Source organism: Flavobacterium sp. KACC 22758, assembly GCF_028736135.1.
Classification (GTDB): Bacteria; Bacteroidota; Bacteroidia; order Flavobacteriales; family Flavobacteriaceae; genus Flavobacterium; species Flavobacterium johnsoniae.
Map to the genome: position 1 here is coordinate 2,486,861 of NZ_CP117878.1, position 17,050 is coordinate 2,503,910.

18 protein-coding genes are annotated in these 17,050 nt (G+C 35.7%); 7 read left to right on the forward strand and 11 right to left on the reverse strand.

The genetic code is table 11. The features are described from left to right. Positions 1–31 precede the first annotated feature (31 nt). Together PQ462_RS10615 and PQ462_RS10620 are read right to left on the reverse strand one after the other, a co-directional pair. The gene (locus PQ462_RS10615; RefSeq protein ID WP_149207130.1) at positions 32–838 is read right to left on the reverse strand and encodes a phytanoyl-CoA dioxygenase family protein; all 807 of its coding nucleotides are present in this window, start codon (positions 836–838) and stop codon (positions 32–34) included. 233 nt (positions 839–1,071) lie between these two features. Beyond that, positions 1,072–1,860, reverse strand: coding sequence for an SDR family NAD(P)-dependent oxidoreductase (locus tag PQ462_RS10620; protein WP_274253449.1), 789 nt, complete (start codon positions 1,858–1,860; stop codon positions 1,072–1,074). A gap of 368 nt (positions 1,861–2,228) precedes the next feature. Here PQ462_RS10620 and PQ462_RS10625 point away from each other — a divergent pair, with 368 nt between their 5' ends. The 4 genes from PQ462_RS10625 (at position 2,229) to PQ462_RS10640 (ending at position 4,923) form a co-directional block, all read left to right on the forward strand. After that, positions 2,229–2,519 (forward strand): hypothetical protein, encoded by a 291-nt coding sequence (locus PQ462_RS10625; protein ID WP_274253450.1) that lies wholly within the window; start codon positions 2,229–2,231, stop codon positions 2,517–2,519. 255 nt (positions 2,520–2,774) lie between these two features. Beyond that, positions 2,775–3,965, forward strand: coding sequence for an acyltransferase family protein (locus tag PQ462_RS10630; protein WP_274253451.1), 1,191 nt, complete (start codon positions 2,775–2,777; stop codon positions 3,963–3,965). A gap of 312 nt (positions 3,966–4,277) precedes the next feature. Continuing rightward, positions 4,278–4,673: a response regulator gene (locus tag PQ462_RS10635; protein WP_274253452.1), complete on the forward strand. Its 396-nt coding sequence runs from the start codon at positions 4,278–4,280 to the stop codon at positions 4,671–4,673. 109 nt (positions 4,674–4,782) lie between these two features. Continuing rightward, positions 4,783–4,923, forward strand: a complete 141-nt coding sequence (locus PQ462_RS10640) for a hypothetical protein (protein ID WP_274253453.1) — start codon at positions 4,783–4,785, stop codon at positions 4,921–4,923. 254 nt (positions 4,924–5,177) lie between these two features. Here the strand turns inward: PQ462_RS10640 and PQ462_RS10645 are convergent, their stop codons facing one another. Further along, positions 5,178–5,540 carry a winged helix-turn-helix transcriptional regulator gene (locus tag PQ462_RS10645; protein ID WP_274253454.1) on the reverse strand — a complete coding sequence of 121 codons (363 nt, stop codon included), beginning with the start codon at positions 5,538–5,540 and terminating at the stop codon, positions 5,178–5,180. A 125-nt stretch (positions 5,541–5,665) separates the two neighbouring features. Here PQ462_RS10645 and PQ462_RS10650 point away from each other — a divergent pair, with 125 nt between their 5' ends. The 3 genes from PQ462_RS10650 to PQ462_RS10660 all read left to right on the forward strand — a co-directional run bounded on the left by PQ462_RS10650 (position 5,666) and on the right by PQ462_RS10660 (position 7,921). Further along, a complete protein-coding gene (locus PQ462_RS10650) occupies positions 5,666–6,103 on the forward strand; it encodes a nuclear transport factor 2 family protein (RefSeq protein WP_274253455.1) in 438 nt (145 codons plus the stop codon). Positions 6,104–6,256: 153 nt separating this feature from the next. Further along, entirely contained in the window at positions 6,257–6,844 is a 588-nt protein-coding gene (locus tag PQ462_RS10655) for a Crp/Fnr family transcriptional regulator (RefSeq protein ID WP_149207116.1), read from the forward strand. A gap of 99 nt (positions 6,845–6,943) precedes the next feature. Beyond that, positions 6,944–7,921: an L-dopachrome tautomerase-related protein gene (locus PQ462_RS10660; protein WP_274253456.1), complete on the forward strand. Its 978-nt coding sequence runs from the start codon at positions 6,944–6,946 to the stop codon at positions 7,919–7,921. A gap of 189 nt (positions 7,922–8,110) precedes the next feature. Here PQ462_RS10660 and PQ462_RS10665 read toward each other — a convergent pair whose 3' ends face one another. The 8 genes from PQ462_RS10665 to PQ462_RS10700 form a co-directional block, all read right to left on the reverse strand. Continuing rightward, entirely contained in the window at positions 8,111–8,614 is a 504-nt protein-coding gene (locus PQ462_RS10665) for a 4'-phosphopantetheinyl transferase family protein (protein ID WP_274253457.1), read from the reverse strand. Continuing rightward, a complete protein-coding gene (locus PQ462_RS10670) occupies positions 8,611–8,865 on the reverse strand; it encodes an acyl carrier protein (protein WP_274253459.1) in 255 nt (84 codons plus the stop codon). Before PQ462_RS10670 ends, PQ462_RS10665 begins: the two co-directional genes overlap by 4 nt. A gap of 4 nt (positions 8,866–8,869) precedes the next feature. Then, complete coding sequence (locus PQ462_RS10675; protein WP_274253460.1) at positions 8,870–10,144, reverse strand: beta-ketoacyl-[acyl-carrier-protein] synthase family protein; 1,275 nt, start codon at positions 10,142–10,144, stop codon at positions 8,870–8,872. Continuing rightward, positions 10,141–10,578 (reverse strand): 3-hydroxyacyl-ACP dehydratase FabZ family protein, encoded by a 438-nt coding sequence (locus PQ462_RS10680; protein ID WP_274253461.1) that lies wholly within the window; start codon positions 10,576–10,578, stop codon positions 10,141–10,143. Before PQ462_RS10680 ends, PQ462_RS10675 begins: the two co-directional genes overlap by 4 nt. A gap of 14 nt (positions 10,579–10,592) precedes the next feature. Continuing rightward, the gene (locus tag PQ462_RS10685; protein WP_121361077.1) at positions 10,593–11,645 is read right to left on the reverse strand and encodes a type III polyketide synthase; all 1,053 of its coding nucleotides are present in this window, start codon (positions 11,643–11,645) and stop codon (positions 10,593–10,595) included. Then, positions 11,642–12,355, reverse strand: coding sequence for a methyltransferase domain-containing protein (locus PQ462_RS10690; RefSeq protein ID WP_274253463.1), 714 nt, complete (start codon positions 12,353–12,355; stop codon positions 11,642–11,644). Before PQ462_RS10690 ends, PQ462_RS10685 begins: the two co-directional genes overlap by 4 nt. Next, positions 12,356–13,483, reverse strand: a complete 1,128-nt coding sequence (locus PQ462_RS10695) for an NAD(P)/FAD-dependent oxidoreductase (RefSeq protein ID WP_274253464.1) — start codon at positions 13,481–13,483, stop codon at positions 12,356–12,358. 246 nt (positions 13,484–13,729) lie between these two features. Then, positions 13,730–17,047, reverse strand: a complete 3,318-nt coding sequence (locus PQ462_RS10700; protein WP_274253465.1) for a TonB-dependent receptor — start codon at positions 17,045–17,047, stop codon at positions 13,730–13,732. Between the last annotated feature and the right edge of the window lie 3 nt (positions 17,048–17,050).

Genomic DNA, 17,050 nt, shown 5'->3' on the forward strand with positions numbered 1-17,050 from the left:
AGATAACTAAATGCGAGAACAATCAGCATAATTATTTAACAATTCCTGCAAAACGCTGATAGAAAACCGTTGGACTATTCTCGTTTTTAGGAGCATATTTCCCTGCGATAATCGGAATATAAATAACTCTTCTTCTGCTTTCTTCGCCGCGGATAGATGATTGTGCAACTCTGTGCCACAAACGTCCATCGTGAATAGTTAAATCTCCAGCTTCGGGATTGATGGAAACTTCCTCTGGATCAGGTTGATGATCTAAAAAGTATTTTTTACGGAAAAGCATTTGATAAATACTTTGTTTATGTGTACCCGGAATGATTTTAAGACCGCCATTTTCAGGTTTTAAAGTACTTAAGTGAATACCCACATTTAGCATCGGGTTTAATTTTCCACCATAAAAAATATCTCTTAATCCATCTGTGTGCCAGCCCATTTTTGTAAACTTACTTTCCGGCCCGTTGATATAGTGATTGAAAACCATTCCGTCTTTTTCTTCAGTACCTAATCTTGCGCCATCGCCGGCCAATGGCAGTAAACCATTGAATCTTGGATCGAGTAAAAGACCGCTTAAGGTTTGATGATGCTGGTTAATAAAAGCAAAGCGCTGCACAATAGGAGAGCCGTCTAAATCCTTTCCGTATTTAATAGGAACACCGTTTACTTTTTGAAGATCATTGTCAATCCATTGTTGCTCTACTTGTTTCGAGGCTTCAATGATGGATGAAACAGTTTCCGGATTTATAAATTTTTTGAAATGGATAAAGCCATGTTCGTTAAAAAAGTTTATTTGCTCATTAGTTAATTGCTCAGCAAGGGTGAAGGTTTTATAAGAAGATACCATGATAATATAGATTTAATAAATGAAATAATATAGTTTGTAATTTTATCTAAAACAGAATAACAACAACAGCAACAACAAAACATTAGCATGTTGGCGTGCATTCGGTTTTCAGATAAACTAAACATATTTTTTCTATTATTTGACATACTCTATAGAATTAGTAGAATTTTATACAAACTTAATATAATTTTTCTTTTGCAAAGAATATTTTTTTGATTTTTTTTTGAAAAAAATTAAATTTTATAAATTCCAGCAGCGGTTTTTTCTATAAAAGCCTTTGGCAGTATACGATTAGCATAAACCGAAATGATATTAGTAAAACCCGGAATAACTTCTGATTTTTTGCTGAACATAGCTTTTACTGCCATTTTTGCAACTTCATCAGGCTGCATATTAAACTTTTCAGCCATTTTGTTTAAAGCACTTAAACCAGCTCTTGCAGCAAAACCAGTATCAACCGGACCCGGACTAAAACAGGTTACTGAAATTGAAGTTTGGGCAAGCTCGAAACGTAAGGCACGGGTAAATGATAAAACAAAAGCCTTTGTAGCCGAATAAACAGCCAGAGTAGGTACAGCTTGATATGCAGCAGTACTTGATATGTTTAAAATATAGGCTTGTTTTTGTTGTGAAAGTATGGGTATTAATAAATGTGAAAGTTCAACCACTACGTTCATGTTGAGCTGCATCATGCCAAGCTGATCGTTTAGGGAAGACGCACTAAAATCGCCCCACACACCATATCCGGCATTATTAACTAGAACTGCAACCGGATAATTATTACTTTTTATCCAATCGGTTATTTTTTGTGATGCGCCATTTATCGAAAGATCAATCGATAAATAAAAAGCATCGATGTTATACTTAACTTGAAGATCATCAGATAATGCTTTCAATTCATGATCACTTCTTGCAGCAAGCAGCAGCGGATAACCCTGTTTAGCCAATTCATGAGCAATAGATTTTCCAATTCCTTTACTGGCTCCGGTTATCAAGGCATACGGTTTAGTTTTATCGCTCATTGTATTAATTTAATTATCAAATATAAAGATTAATTCTAAACCTGATTTTAATAGTTTCACTTTTACAATATAGATTTTGACTTTTCTAATGCATTTACTTTTTTAGGCAGTTTGAGAAAAATAATAGAGTCCTCAAAGAAAAGAGATATTCTATATACATAAAGCAAATACTTTTTAAAGATATCAAAAGAGAAAAATTTGTTCAAGTATACACTATATGGATAGTAAGATTAAAGTTGTTTGATGAAATGTTATTGTCTGATTTTTAGATTGTTATATGTTTTAAATGTGTAAGCGGCTTGGTTAATTATATAACATTTAAGAGTTTAATAGATGTAAATTTGAAAAACAAACTAAAATCAAACATCATGAAAACGCTATTTAAAACTATCCTGTCCCTCTTCATACTTACAGCAGTACTTTCTTGTAAAAAAAGTCAATCTGCAACAGAAGATAATACCTATACTAACAGTGCAGACTCAACAGAAACAACAGTTGATACTGTAGGTCCAGATTCAGATTCTACTGCTCCAAGTACCAATGGAACAACAGGAGCAGTTGGCGAAGGATCGACAGGATCTGGGTCAGATGGTACGACGCAAAAAGGGACTACAAATATAAAAACAGATTCAACATCTAATAAAAAAGGCAGTAAGTAACTGCCCTGGTTGATTATTAATGTTTTTCTTTTTAAACCTGCAGCTATTGATGGCTGCAGGTTTATTTTTTTTATAATTACAGATTCAAAAAAGATGATATTTATAATAGTTTTGGCACCCTTAAAAGTAAACAGTTTTGATACTGAGACTCTGGCGGGCGGATTAGTTGAGTTTGCGGGAGGTAATATTTTTAGGTATGATGCAACGTTTTAATTAGAATATGCGTCTATGATTATGAAACATTAATTATTTACTATGACATTAAAATCGCAGAATTCCAGGACACTCTGGCTGGATTATCTAAAATCATTTATTACCGTGCTGGTAGTGGCTCATCATGCCTCGTTAGCCTATACAACTTTTGCATGGTTTGACAGCAGTGCTTACATTAATTCTACAACTCCAATTGTAGATCCTCAAAGATGGATAGGGATGGATGTATTTGAAAATTACAACGATATTTTCTTTATGTTTCTCATGTTTTTTATCGGCGGACTTTTTCTGGTAAAAAGCATAGAGAAGAAAGGTGTTTTGTATTTTGTAAGGGATAGAATTAAAAGACTCTTTATTCCATTTCTTTTTTTAGGCACAGTATTAATGCTTTTTTCTTATTTTCCAGCGTATTATCTCGCGCATCGTAGTACAAATATTTCAGATTATGTAATAGACTTTTTTACTATTGAAAATTGGCCTCCTGGTCCGCCCTGGTTTATAGGAGTGCTGTTTTTCTTTAATTTAATCATGGGATTACTGTATCCTTTTATAAAAGAAAAATTGAACAGAGGCTCTGATAAAGTTTCGTTTTTTACCAATCGCCCTGTATCTGTTTTTGCGGTTTTATTCTGCATTACTTTTATTTTGTATGTGCCTATAGCTTACTATATTGGGGCCGGAAAGTGGATTTCTTTCGGACCGCTTGATTTTCAGCTGAGCAGATTACCTGCCTATTTTGGTTATTTCGTACTGGGTGCTGTTGTAGGAAGCAGTGATTTTGATGCTCATATTTTTTCATACAGTTCGCGGTTTGTGGTGCAGTGGAAGCACTATTTTATATTTTCACTGATTCTTTACAGTGCCCTGACTTACCATAATGTGACCGACATTCTGGGCCGTTTTGTTGATAATGGAGTTATGCCTGAATTTTCAGCGTGGATGATTTATTACGCCTTATACGTTGGTACATGTAGGGCTGCTTGTATGGCTTTTATAGGTTTTTTTAAAACTATTGTAAAGCATAGTAACAAATTATGGAATTCTCTTTCTGAAAATGCATACCTGATTTATCTTCTTCATTACTTTTTTGTGATTTGGGCACAATTTCTTTTAATGAGATATGAAATACATGCATTAGGGAAATTTTCTATAGTATTTTTGTTTTCTCTTACAGCCAGCTGGACTGCTGCCATCTGTTTGCGAAAAATAAACATAGTAAAAAGATATTTGTAAGGCTTAGTTTCAATATAAAACAGAAAATAAGCTGGAGTGTGATCTCTATGATGATCAGATAGATATCGTTCTTCGGGCTTGTGATGAAGTCCATTTCTATGAGGTGCTTAAAAAGATAGTACCTCATTTTTCAACTGTTTTTAAATGGATTACTTAGAGACTCTAATATCATATAATCTTATCAGCTTTCATTCCGGAATCTTGTAAAATGCATCACTAGGCTGATTTTTCAAGATTTATGCAGTGGAAATTGTATAACGATGCGTAGAAATTGTATGAAGAGCTCCCATAGGAAGTTTTTAATTTAGCTGTATGAAATATAGGAATATTTTACTGGTGGATGATGATGCAGATGATGCCGAAATATTCGGCATGGCGCTGCATGCAATTGATCTGAAAATTAAATATTCGATCCAAAATAATGCACTTGATGCTTTAAAAATGCTGCAGTCTCCAAAAAAAACTCCTGATATAATTTTCTTGGATTATCACATGCCGTATCTTGACGGTTCTGAATTTCTTAAACTTCTGAGAAAAATAAAAGCAGTTGAAAAAATCCCCGTGGTGCTTTACTCGGGCCACTCCGGAGGTCTTGTAAAAGAAGCTGCTGCAAAATTCGAAAAAGTTCAGGTTCTAAAAAAGCAGCATAGTTTGAAAGATCTGACTGCTTTATTGCAACGCATACTTTTACCGGCTCAGGCTTCCTGATAAGGGTTGTTTCAAATACTCCAATTATTCATAATTAGGTAATACTCTAATTAATTTACTACACAATATTTTTGTGTGTGACGATGTTAAACTTTAAAGAAATATGAAAATGAAGAATGATAGAAAATATAAAAAAATTAAAACGGATTATATTGCTGCATCCAGAAAAAGAAAAGATATGATTATCAATGTAATGGTTTTATCCATTGCAGGTTTTATAGCGGTGCTTTTGATTTCAAATATAGTATAGCAGCGTTGTCTTTTTACGAAGTAGAATCGCTTCAATAGACATGCTGGTTACGCATAAATAAAGTTGTTTACAATATAAATGTAATGAGACTTATTCTGATAAGGATTTATATCGGATAAACGAAGTTTAATTGGTTTAACTTATGCCGAAAATTTCAATTAAATTGAATAATTGTGTTCAATGCGTTTTGAAACTACTGGTCAAATTATACAAAGTTGAGGGCTGATTAACCAATTTTCAATTTTTAGACTATTTCATTTTGCATGTAAACATTTGTGTCGTTTTCCCCACTGTTCCATTTGCTGAATTATCGGTCTTAATTCATAGCCAATTTCTGTTAACTCATATTCTACTTTAGGAGGGACTGCAGCATATACCATTCTCTTTATGATATTATCATGTTCCAGTTTCCTCAGCTGCAGCGTCAGCATACGTTCGGTTATATTTGGTATACATTTTTTTATTTCGCTAAAACGCATTTTGCCTTGTAGCAGCCAGGAACAAATTACAAGTGACCATTGGCCGCCAATTATGTTTGCTGCGTATACCTTTGAACACTCATCTTCTAAGATTTTCTTATTTTCAAAATTGGTGCTTGTAATCTTAACTTTCGACATAACTTACATTTTTGATAGTACCTTACAATTGGTTGTCAATAAAGCTAATATAACTTTTATGTTATAGCTTCGCAGAACTATTAGTTAATAATTTAAAGTTCAAAATTAAATCAAAAATGGTAACCATGAAAAAAGGCTTGACAAATATTTTATTAATGATGGCTGTACAGAACATTTATTCTCAAAATGAAAACCTAAATTTTAAAAAGACAATAAACATGAAAAACACATCTATATTAGTTAATGCAAACGAACATGTAAGAAAGGGAGAATACGAAGCATATTTATCGTATCTCACTGAAGATACCAAATGGGTCTTTGTAGGTGAGAGAACCCTTTTAGGAAAAGAAGCAGTAAGGCAGTATATAAAAGATTTTTACCTTTCACCGCCAGTATTTGATATGGAAAAAGCCATAGAAGAGGGAGACTTTGTAACTGCAACAGGAAACATTGCCTTAAAAAATGTGAATGGAGAATATGATCACTATTCATATTGTGACATTTGGCGATTTGATAATGGTAAATTAGCCGAATTAAAAGCATTCGTTATTGAGAAAAAATAAAAAATAACAGTTTCATAGGTTTGCGAATGAAATAGAAGAGGTGCGCGCCAACTTAACAGTATTCAAAATTAGTTTTATTGAAAGAGATTGTAAAAATCTAATTTATTTTCAGCCGGGCTTTGCTGTTCAGGTTAACAGCGGTATATTTGTTATGTGAAAGATTTACTGCCGGTTATAGATTATATTTCAAGATTTGTTGATTTAACGGATGATGAGAAAAATCATCTAGCCTCTTTTTTGAAAATAACTAAGGTAAAAAAAAGACAGTTTATAGTCCAGCCTGGTTTTGTATGCAAATATAAAAGCTATGTGGTAAAAGGAGCTTTCAGGGGCTATCTGGTAGATCATGAGGGAAAGGAACATACTTTGTCATTTGCTGTTGAAGACTGGTGGATTTCTGATTACAGCAGTTTGATTTATCAGGAACCCGCTACCTTGTTTATTGAAGCGCTCGAAGATTCCACTCTTATCCAAATTGCTTACGAAGATGAACAAAAAATTCTAGCGCAGATTCCAAAACTGGAAAAGTTTGAGCGTATCATCACTCAGCGGTCTCTGGCATTTCAGCAGAAAAGACTTCTTTCTAATTTTACGAAAACTGCAGAAGAGAGGTATGAGGAATTCATGAATAAATACTCAGTAATTGCTTCACGAGTGCCTCAATATGCACTGGCTTCCTATTTAGGCTTTAGCAGTGAATATCTAAGCAGAATCCGCAGCAGGAAATCCTCAAAAAGTTGATCTAGTTCAACCTTATTTCTTAAACCAGTTCATTTTTATTTCTGCTTTTCTACACCAGATTTGCATTGTCAATAAGACAATAATCTAAAATGAAATAAAATGAAAAATACTTTTTTTATTCTGCTATGCATGGTTTTCTCAGCGGGATGTGACAGCGAAAAAAAAACATCGGGTAGTCCAGCTCTTAAAGGCAGATATACTCTGACAGAAACTGGACTTTATCCTGAAGGGATTGACTATGATTTAAGCAATGAAAGGTTTCTGTTGAGCTCCCTTTATAAGGGTGCTGTCTATTCAGTAAATCCAAAAGGCGAAATGGCTGTTTTTGCATCAAGCAGTAAACTTGTTCTGCCTACAGGCGTTTTTACAGATGAAACCAGAAACCGATTAATAGTGGCTAATGCTGATTTGGGTGTATCGCAGAAAAGCACCGCTTCAAGTGCCGGAACAATTGCCTCGGTAAGTGTTTTCGATCTTTCATCAGGAGCATTAATTAAAGAAATTGATTTAAAAAATTTCACGCCAAATAAAGGTTCGTGTTTAAATGATATTGCGGTGGATAATGAAGGAAATATTTATATAACCGATTCGTTCGCTCCCAATATCTATAAAATTGATCTTAATTATAATGCGTCGATATTTGCCAGCAGTATGCTTTTTACACCCGCCGCTGATAAATTCGGATTAAATGGAATTGTTTTCCACCCAGACGGCTATCTGCTGGCAGTAAAAACAGATGAGGCTAAGCTGTATAAAATTTCTCTCCCTGTTCCGTCATCCGTTACTGAAGTGAAGGGAATGTCTTTCAGCTCTCCAGACGGTATTGAGCTTGATAAAAACAATAATCTTGTGCTGGTCGAAAACGGCCTAGGCCAGGGTACTGCATACACGTTTTCCAGCAGTGATAAATGGAAAACGGCCATAAAAATCAAGCAGACCAACATTGGAAAACAGGAATTTCCAACGACAGCGGCAATGGCATCAGATGGGAAAGTATATGTTGTGAATTCGAAATTAGGAGAACTTCTTTCGGGAGATCGATCGCAGTCAATTTACACAATTCAAAAAATAGACTGATTTAGAAAAGGTGCTTTAGCTTGTTTAGATTACATTACACACAAAAAAGCTGCAGACCGCCAAAGACTCATTTTGGCGGTCTGTAGTTTATTAAAAGCGAATAAATCTTATGTATAAAGCATTAAAACCTACGATAAAGTATAATAATTGTTGAGAAGAGCAATTTCTGTTGTGAAGCCTGCTCTTTAATTAACTGCTGATTGTGACTGCTTTTTCAAACCTTCCATGATGGCTTATTGAAATATCCTGCAATATATTTTGTGAAGAAACATCTAAATAAGGAATTCCATACTGATCTTTTACGATTGATTTTTTTTCAACCTCTATTACTTTATTCAGATCATCTAAAACGCTCACCGCTATGGTATGAATACTGTCTTTTGAGAAAAGGGTTTGAGTATAGTAGATGTTTTTCAAGCAGGTAACTTTTCCATTTATAGAATTCTGGTTTTGTGATTCTATCGTGCATATCAGCTTTTTAGGGATATATTCCCTTATTTTCGTTTTCCGATTATGTACTTTATAAGCGGCTTCTTTCATGCTCCAAAGTATCCAAAGCATACTTTCCGGATCTGTAGATTTTTCAATAAGCAATTGTTCCTCATCGTTAAATAGTTTTGCTATAAATCCCCTGCGCTGCCAATTGCTTTCCCTGCGGGTCTGCAGAATATCGATGACATCATTGCCGATCATTTTTCGGCCAGTTTTGTTTCTATGATTTCTACCGCCGTTTTTACGTCGAGCATACGCTCCATATCAGTGTTGTCAATCACAACATCAAATGTTTCTTCAATATCCAGAATAATGTCTACCAAATTAGCCGAATTGATGCTTAAATCATTTATGAAATCAGTATTTTCAGTAAGGTTTTCAAACGCTTGGATATTTGCTGCATATGGCTTTATAATTACTTTGAGTCGAGCTATAACTTCTTCTTTGTTCATACAATTATTTTTGAAATTTTTTAAATATTACACAGGCATTTACATCACCAAAGCCAAAACTTGCCTTGGCAATTATATTAGGTTTACAATCAATTGTTTGTAAGGGTATTTTTGAAGAGTTTATATGAGCACTTATTTCAGGATGAAGATCTTCACAATTCGTATTTCCAAAAACAAAACCTTCATAAAGCTGTAGTACCGCCGCGATGCTTTCTATGCTTCCCGCTGCGCTTAAACAGTGTCCTGTCATGCTTTTTAAGGAGTTTATATACGGAAAATCAGTTCCCTTCCGGTTTAAGGCTTTCGTCCAGTTTTCAATTTCAAGACTGTCCTTTGCAGTGGCCGTAAGATGTCCGTTTATGGCTTCTATATCATCGGCAGAAATACCTGAATTTTGGATGGCTTTTTTAATGCATTGCTGTACGGCACTGCTGTTAGGAGCGGTCATGCTTCCATTGCCGCGCTGTCCCCCGGAATTTACGTTACCGCCTAATATTTCAGCATAAATTTCCACACCGCGTTCTAAAGCACTTTCCAAATCTTCGATTACCAATGCTCCGGCGCCGCTTGCGGGTACAAATCCTGAGGCAGTAACACTCATGGGGCGTGAACCCTGCTCAGGTTTGTCATTAAATTTTGAACTGCAGACACGTAAAGCATCAAATCCTGCCCAAATGTAAGGTCCGCTGTCGCTTGTACTTCCTGCCAATATGCGTTTTGCCTGCCCGGATTGTATACGTTCGTACGCCATTATTATAGCTTCTGTTCCCGTTGCACAGGCAGATGAATTGGTGGTAACCTGGTTTCCGAGTCCCAGTTTCCCGCCAAGATAAGCACTGATACCGCTGTTCATGGTTTGTGCTACTACAGTACTGCCTAACCTTCGGGTTTGTAATTCATCTATCTTATAAATGCTTTCTCGGAATTTATCGATACCTGAGGTGCCAGATCCAAAAACAGTACCGCTGTCCCAATCCGGCTCTTCATTATTTTCTATTGGTAATCCGGCATTTTCCCAAGCTTCCATTCCTGCAATAACACCGTATAAAATACCCGTGCTGTTAAAACCGCGAAGTTCAAGTTCTGTAAAATATTTTGACTTGAGTTCTTCGGATATTTCAGGTTTACCCGCTATCTGACAGGAAAACTGGAGTTCCTCCAGCTGCTTGTCATGCCTGATTCCTGATATTCCATTTTTTAAAGCATGGCTGAAGGCAGCAATTCCAACGCCGTTTGGAGCTGCAACACCCAGACCTGTTATGACAACTCTTCTGCTCATAATTTATTGGTAATCATGCCCGACAGAATGCCTTTGCAGACTTCCTGCCCAGCTTGGTTTTTCATAATGACATCACATTTTAATTTTCCAAACCTGAAAAATGATTTTTGAGCAGTTACCGTTACTTTTTCATTAGGGTATACGGGTTTTAAAAACTGCATATCAGCTGAGGTAAATGCAATTACAGTATCTTTATTAAAAGCATCCCCCAGCAGATATATTCCAAGACAGACCATTCCAATCTGTGCCATAGTTTCAGTCAGGATCACGCCGGGAGTTACAGGATTACCTTTAAAATGTCCTCTGTAAAAATCAAGGTCTTCCTTAAAAGTATAAGTTCCGGTAATACTATTTTCATTCACATCAAGCAGTTCATCTACAAATAAAAAGGGCTTGCTGTAAGGCAGTCGTATTATAATATCCTGTACTGTCATAATTTATTTTCTAATTACCATTGCAATAAAACTCTTTGTGCCGAAAATCCGGGACCAAAACTAAGCATAAGTCCTTTTTCTCCCGATTTTGGATTTCCATCCATAATACGTTCTAAAACATATAATACAGTGGCACTCGACATATTGCCATACTGCTTGAGAACTTCTTTTGTATCGTCTATATTTTTTCCCAAACCTGCAAAAAGCGATTCAACAGTTGTCACAATCTTTTTGCCGCCGGGATGAAATATCATGTGGTCTATATCCTTGATTTCTAAATTGTTTTTTTGTAGAAACGGATGAATAATATCGTCAAAATTAGAAGCAATAGTGTCAGGAACTTCAATGTCTAAAACCATCTGTAGACCAGTATTGGTAAGTTTGAATCCCATCATGTGTTCAGCTTCATAAAAATGGTACATTTCTTCCTGTAGTATTTCCGGACCCGGATCATCTTCGTAAGAAGATAACAAACAGCACGCCGCACCATCTCCAAAAATTGCGGCACTGACAATATTAGGCATTGAAAAATCATCAAGCTGAAAGGTGGCAGTTGGTGATTCTACAGCTATGACCGCTGCGCGTTTTTGTGGATTTGCCTTCAGAAAATTTTTAGCATATATAATTCCTGATATACCGGCGGCACAGCCCATTTCTGTAACAGGAAGACGTACAATATCCTGCCTCAGGTTCATTTTATTGATGAGGTAGGCATCTAAGGAGGGAATCATTATGCCGGTACAGCTTACGGTAATGATATAATCCAGAGTTTTTGGATCCCAATCTGCTTTTTCAAGTGCTTTTTGAAGCACCTGCTCGCCCAATAGAATAACTTCACGCGTATAAATGTCATTTTTTTCTTCAAATGACGTGGCAGTAAAAACTTCTTGCGGCTCCATTATAGAATAACGTTTATCAACGGCGGCACCTTCAAATATTTTTTTTACTTTTTTTATAAAACGTTCATCCTGCCCGTCAAGCCAGCCTTCCAGCATAGGAAGTATGTCTTTGGTTTCGCGTGAATATTGCGGAAGCTGCTTGGCAGTTGTTACTATTTTTACACTCATTTGTTTATAATTATCCACTGGTAGCGAAACGCCCATTTCCAGTTTATGGTATAGTTTTTTAAATTCGTTTTTTTAGAAAATTCTTCCAGTTCCTTTTTCTTAAATCCTCTTAAAATTGATACCAGTCCATCTTTACGCGACATGCTGCTTAGATTAAAAATAAAACAGATCATTTCAAAAAGCCGATATGCCGTTTTACTTCGATGCAGGTCATTAATGATGATTCCCGCCGCGGCATTTTTCTTAAAGATAGTAATTATATTTAATATTTCATCATCTGTAAAATGATGCAGGGTAAGAGTGCATAAAACGATATCATACTTCACCATTTTAAAATCCTCACTAAAAATATCCATGCATTGGTATTCAATATTGGGATATGATGCAGACAATGTTTTGGCATAATTTATAGTAAAATCGTTGGCATCTATACCAATGATTTTAAATGTGTAATTTTTTCTTTGACTGAATCGTGCCAGCATACGAAGCATATCTCCATTACCGCATCCAATATCGGCAATTGTGATTGTTTTAGTGCGGTCCAGTTTTTTTAGTATTTTTTTTACGCCGTGAAGTGTTACTTTATTCCCGCCTAGTAATTGATTAATACGGGCAATTTGATCAAGGGCTTCTTTTAGATCTTTTCCCTGAAGAGAAAAATCATCCATTATTTCTGATTCCTGCGTTCTATATTGCGTGTTTATCGGCATTTAATTAATTGTTATAGGTTTTCCATGCGTTTGTTTGATAATCGATGCTAAAAGTTTGGGAAATGATGCAGTTATGGACGTGAATACACCAGTAATTGTTCTATGAGTCAGGATGCGCGCCAGAATTCGCCCCATCCATATTCTTTTACCAAAGTGTTTCTTCCATTCTTTAGTATATTTTTTCTCTAATACTTCGCGGGACGCTTTATCATCTGAATAATATTCCAAGATTAATTCTGATGCAATTTTAGCACTGTGAACTGCCATCGCCATTCCGTTGCCGCAAAGCGGATGAATAAGACCGGCAGTATCTCCAATCATTATAATATGGTTCTCTACCGCTTTTTTTTTCTCAAAGGAAATCTGGCTTATTGTAAGCGGTTTTTCAAAAAGAAGCGTACTATTTTCAAAAACAGCTTTAAGATGTTTGTTTTTGTAAAGTACACCCTCCTGGTAATCCTGAATATTTTTGTATTGTTTGAAAGTGGCATAATCTGCCAGATAACAAATATTTATAATATTGTTTTCTACTTTAGAAACACCGCAGTAGCCGCCTTTAAAGTTATGCAGTGCAACAAGATCATTATCTAAATTACCCGAGTAATGGGCTTTTACAGCCAGCCAAGGTGATTTTTTATGGAAAAAGCTGCGATCTAAAGCCTGATCTAAATTGGAACGTTTGCCAAATGCGCCCAATACAATTTTAGCCGTTAAAATTTGATTTGAAGAAGTAACGGTAAACATATCTTCATTGAATGAAACATCAATAACATTTTCTTTTATTATTAAACAGTGGTTTGCTATTGCTTTTTGATATAAAAAATCATCAAGTGCGTACCTGCTGATGCCGAATCCTCCCAGAGGAAGTTTTACTTTTGCCGCTTTTCCATTACTTGCAGTGAATTCAAATTTGGAGATGCTGGAGGGTTGAAGTTCTGTAACATCGGCGCCAAGCCAAGTTAGGTAAGGTAAAATTTCATTGGAAATATATTCACCACAGACCTTATGTCTGGGGAAATTAGATTTTTCGATAAGTATTACTTTTAGATTTTTTTGAGACAGGTGTATAGCCGCTGTCAAACCTGCGAGTCCGCCGCCAATAATTAATACATCTGCATTGATCTTCATACAAGCAATTTACGAAAAAAAGCATTTAAAGAAAAGAAAACAGAGCTGTTATTTCTAGTTGGAACTTTTTTAAACAATGGTGAGTTTATTCCTGAAAAAGAATTCTTGTATAGAGAAAAGCCGGTGTCTGTAAATTTTATTATAAGTATTTAGAAGATGTGAAAATTCTATATAACAAATATAAAAGCCCTCTCAAGTAAATGAGAGGGCTTTTTTAAAAAACAATAAACGGGTAAAAATATTTTTTTAATTACCAAAAGTATATCTAAGGGTAAATTGTGCCTGCCATACATCAAAGGTTGATGTGTTTTTTTGGAATGTATCTTTTATTAATGTTCTCATTCCATTTGTATCTGTTTGAGTAGCTAACTGATAAACAGGGATGTTTCCTGCAGCTGTTGAGTTGTAAGCCAGAACGTTTGGATTAGTTGCTCTTTGTGTAACTCCCCAGTCTTTATTAATCATGTTTGTAAAGTTTAGAATGTCTGCCCTTACTTGGAAAGAATTCTTTTTACCGCCTATTTTAATATAGATATCCTGAGTAACAGAAAGATCTAATCTGTGAAGCATTGGAAGGATAGCTCCATTTCTTTCTGCATACTGACCTCTTCTTGTGCGAAGGTATTTATCCTGGTTAATGTAAGCATCAAATGCTGCCTGCTGTTGTGCTTCAGTATAAGTAGTTACAACATTTGCACCATTTACAACATTAGTAACTGATAATGGAGCGAAACGAATTTCTGAAGCACTGTTTGGTATGTACATAAGATCATTTCCATTTACCCTGTCTCCATTCATATCTCCTCCGTAAGCATACGTAAATGGGTTTGCCTGTTCTCCAATATAACCTAAGTTAATAGAAGTAGCACCGCCTAAACCTTTACCATATTCAATTCTATAACCAAGGACCCCAACGATTCTATTTGGTGTATTGTTATTTGAAGCCGAAACAGCTAAGTCATTATTTCCGTTAATAGATCTTGCACCAGTCCATGAACCAGATGCGATTGATCCCGGAGAAATTAAATCTGTAGCTTCAGAATGAGTATAAGCAATCGATCCCCAAAGACCGTTTTGATATGGATATTCTAATTTAAAAGTAGTAGAGTAGAAGTATCCTTTATCAGAGTTTGTTAAAACAATTCCATTAGAAACATTATCATTAACTCTTGTTCCTGCATCATTTCGAAAGTATCTCGGTCTGTTATCAGGACCTCCGAAAGTTCCTGCCGGTGCATCAAAATTTGCGTTATAATAATGGATAGCGTTGATGTTTTTCTGGATGATTCCTTCAACTGTACCTACGAAACCAAAAGGAAGTTTTTGATCAACGGCCATTGTTGTTTTCCAAACCTGAGGATATTTGAATTTTTTATCTGTAAAAGCTAAATCAAAACTTGTAGGCAGGGTTGGAGTTTCTGGTGTAAAATATTGTGCAGGTCTAGGAGTAAAACCGTATCCTCCTGCAGCCAAAGCAGCACCGCTGACATCAACAAATCCTGTAAGAACACCATTGTTTCCAATTTGATTTGAAAGGTAAACTGATGGAGCTCTTCCTGTAAAAATTCCAGAACCTCCGCGCAGTAATGTAGAAGCATCTCCGTTTAAATCCAAGTTGAAACCAAGTCTAGGTTCAAATAAATATTGTGCATCAGGCATCTCTCCTGTATTGAATTTTTCTCCATTTGCAAAAGTCATTGCCGTTACTGTTGGATTCTCTAATGCTGTATCAGCAAACCAAACTCTTGAAGCTCTAAGACCAATACTTAATTTAAAGTTGTCGCTCAATTTAATCTCATCCTGAGCATATAAATCAAGTTTGTTTGATTTTAAAATCTGCATTGGTTCTTCACCGCCAGGTAAAGCAGAATATCTGTATTGGAAACGTGCAGGTGAAGTCGCTGTAGCCGAAGACGGAGCACCTCCATTTGCGGCAGATTGATCAGCTGCAGCATAAAAATCAGCCAAAGAGTTAAATACATAAACTCCGTTTGAACCAGAGAAAAACAAGTTGCTTGATTTGAAATATTCAAAATTAGCACCCAAAACAATAGAATGTTTTCCAATAGTCTTAGTTAAATTGTCTGTAAAGTGAAGCGTAGAGTAGCTAAGTTTATTACCTTGTGTAAAAGGATCTAAACCAACAGAAATATAAGTATTTGCTCCATTCTTGATATCAATCGTTGGGAATAAGCCGCCACCTTGAAGTCCTCTGTCTTCAATTTGTTTGTCATAACCAGCAATAAAGTTGTTGTACCAAGAGTTTCCAAATTTACTATTTAATTCTACCACAATAGATCTTGTGTTATCTAAAATAGTATAACCGCTGTTTTTATAAGACATAGCCAATACACTTGTTCTTCTGTTTCCAAAACCCAGCGAGTTTGAATTTGAAGTTAATTCGTCAGAAGATGAGTTATGGAATACATAACGAGCCGTAAGTTTATGATTGTCATTGATATTCCAGTCAATACGAGTCAGGAATTTTTTAGATGTTTTATTTGCATCATAATTTTCCCATGGACCTGTTTCATATCCAAATTTGTCTTTCATGTAATTTGAAAGTGTCTGCATTTCAGTGTAAGTCGGATTAGAAATCTGCGAACCTCCGGATGGAGAACCAGTAGATGTCCAAGTAGTAGCCGGGCTTATATTTTCGATCGTTTCGAAGTTACCAAAAAAGAATAATTTGTTTTTGATAATTGGCGCGCCAACACGTGCTCCCCATATTTTTTCATCAAATGTTCCAGGTTTGATGGTTACATCTTTTCCGGGATGAGTTCCAATAAAACTCTTTTTGTTATTTCTAAAAGAATGGTAAACAGAACCTTCAATTTCATTTGTACCGCTTCTGGTTACAGCATTAATACCTGAACCTAAAAAGCCAGACTGGCGAATATCAAAAGGAGCAATGTTTACCTGCAGCTGCTCAATAGCATCTAAAGAAATTGCTGTAGATCCAGTTCTTCCTCCAGCTTGTGACTCTGAGCCCAAACCAAATCCATTATTAAAAACAGAACCGTCAATTGTAAAATTGTTCAATCTTGAATCCTGTCCTCCAAAAGTACCATTGGCACCAGCATTTGCATTATATTTTGTTACAGAGTTTACAGATCTTGATCCTAATACTGGAACTGCTGTAATTTCTCTATTTGAAAACTGCTGTGATGCTCCAGTTCGGCCTTTGTTAAAGTTTCCTTTTGATTTTGTAGAAACCACAACTTCTTGAAGGGCATTTGATTCCTCTTCAATTTTAATGTTAACCGTTAAATTACTTCCTAATCCAACATTAATATCTGTTATTTCAGAAATCTTATATCCTACGTAACTAACTTTAACAGTGTATGGCCCGCCAGGTCTTAAACCTTGTGCAGAATAACCGCCGTCATAATCAGAAGTAGAAAAATACTTTGTACCAGTAGGTTTGTGGATAATTTCTACGGTAGCTCCCGGAAGTACTTCTCCTTTGGTTGATCTAACAGTACCTGACATAGCTGATCCAGTTACCTGTCCATGTCCTAATGTTGTTAGAAGAATAAACAAAACAAATAGAGTTTTTTTCATTTT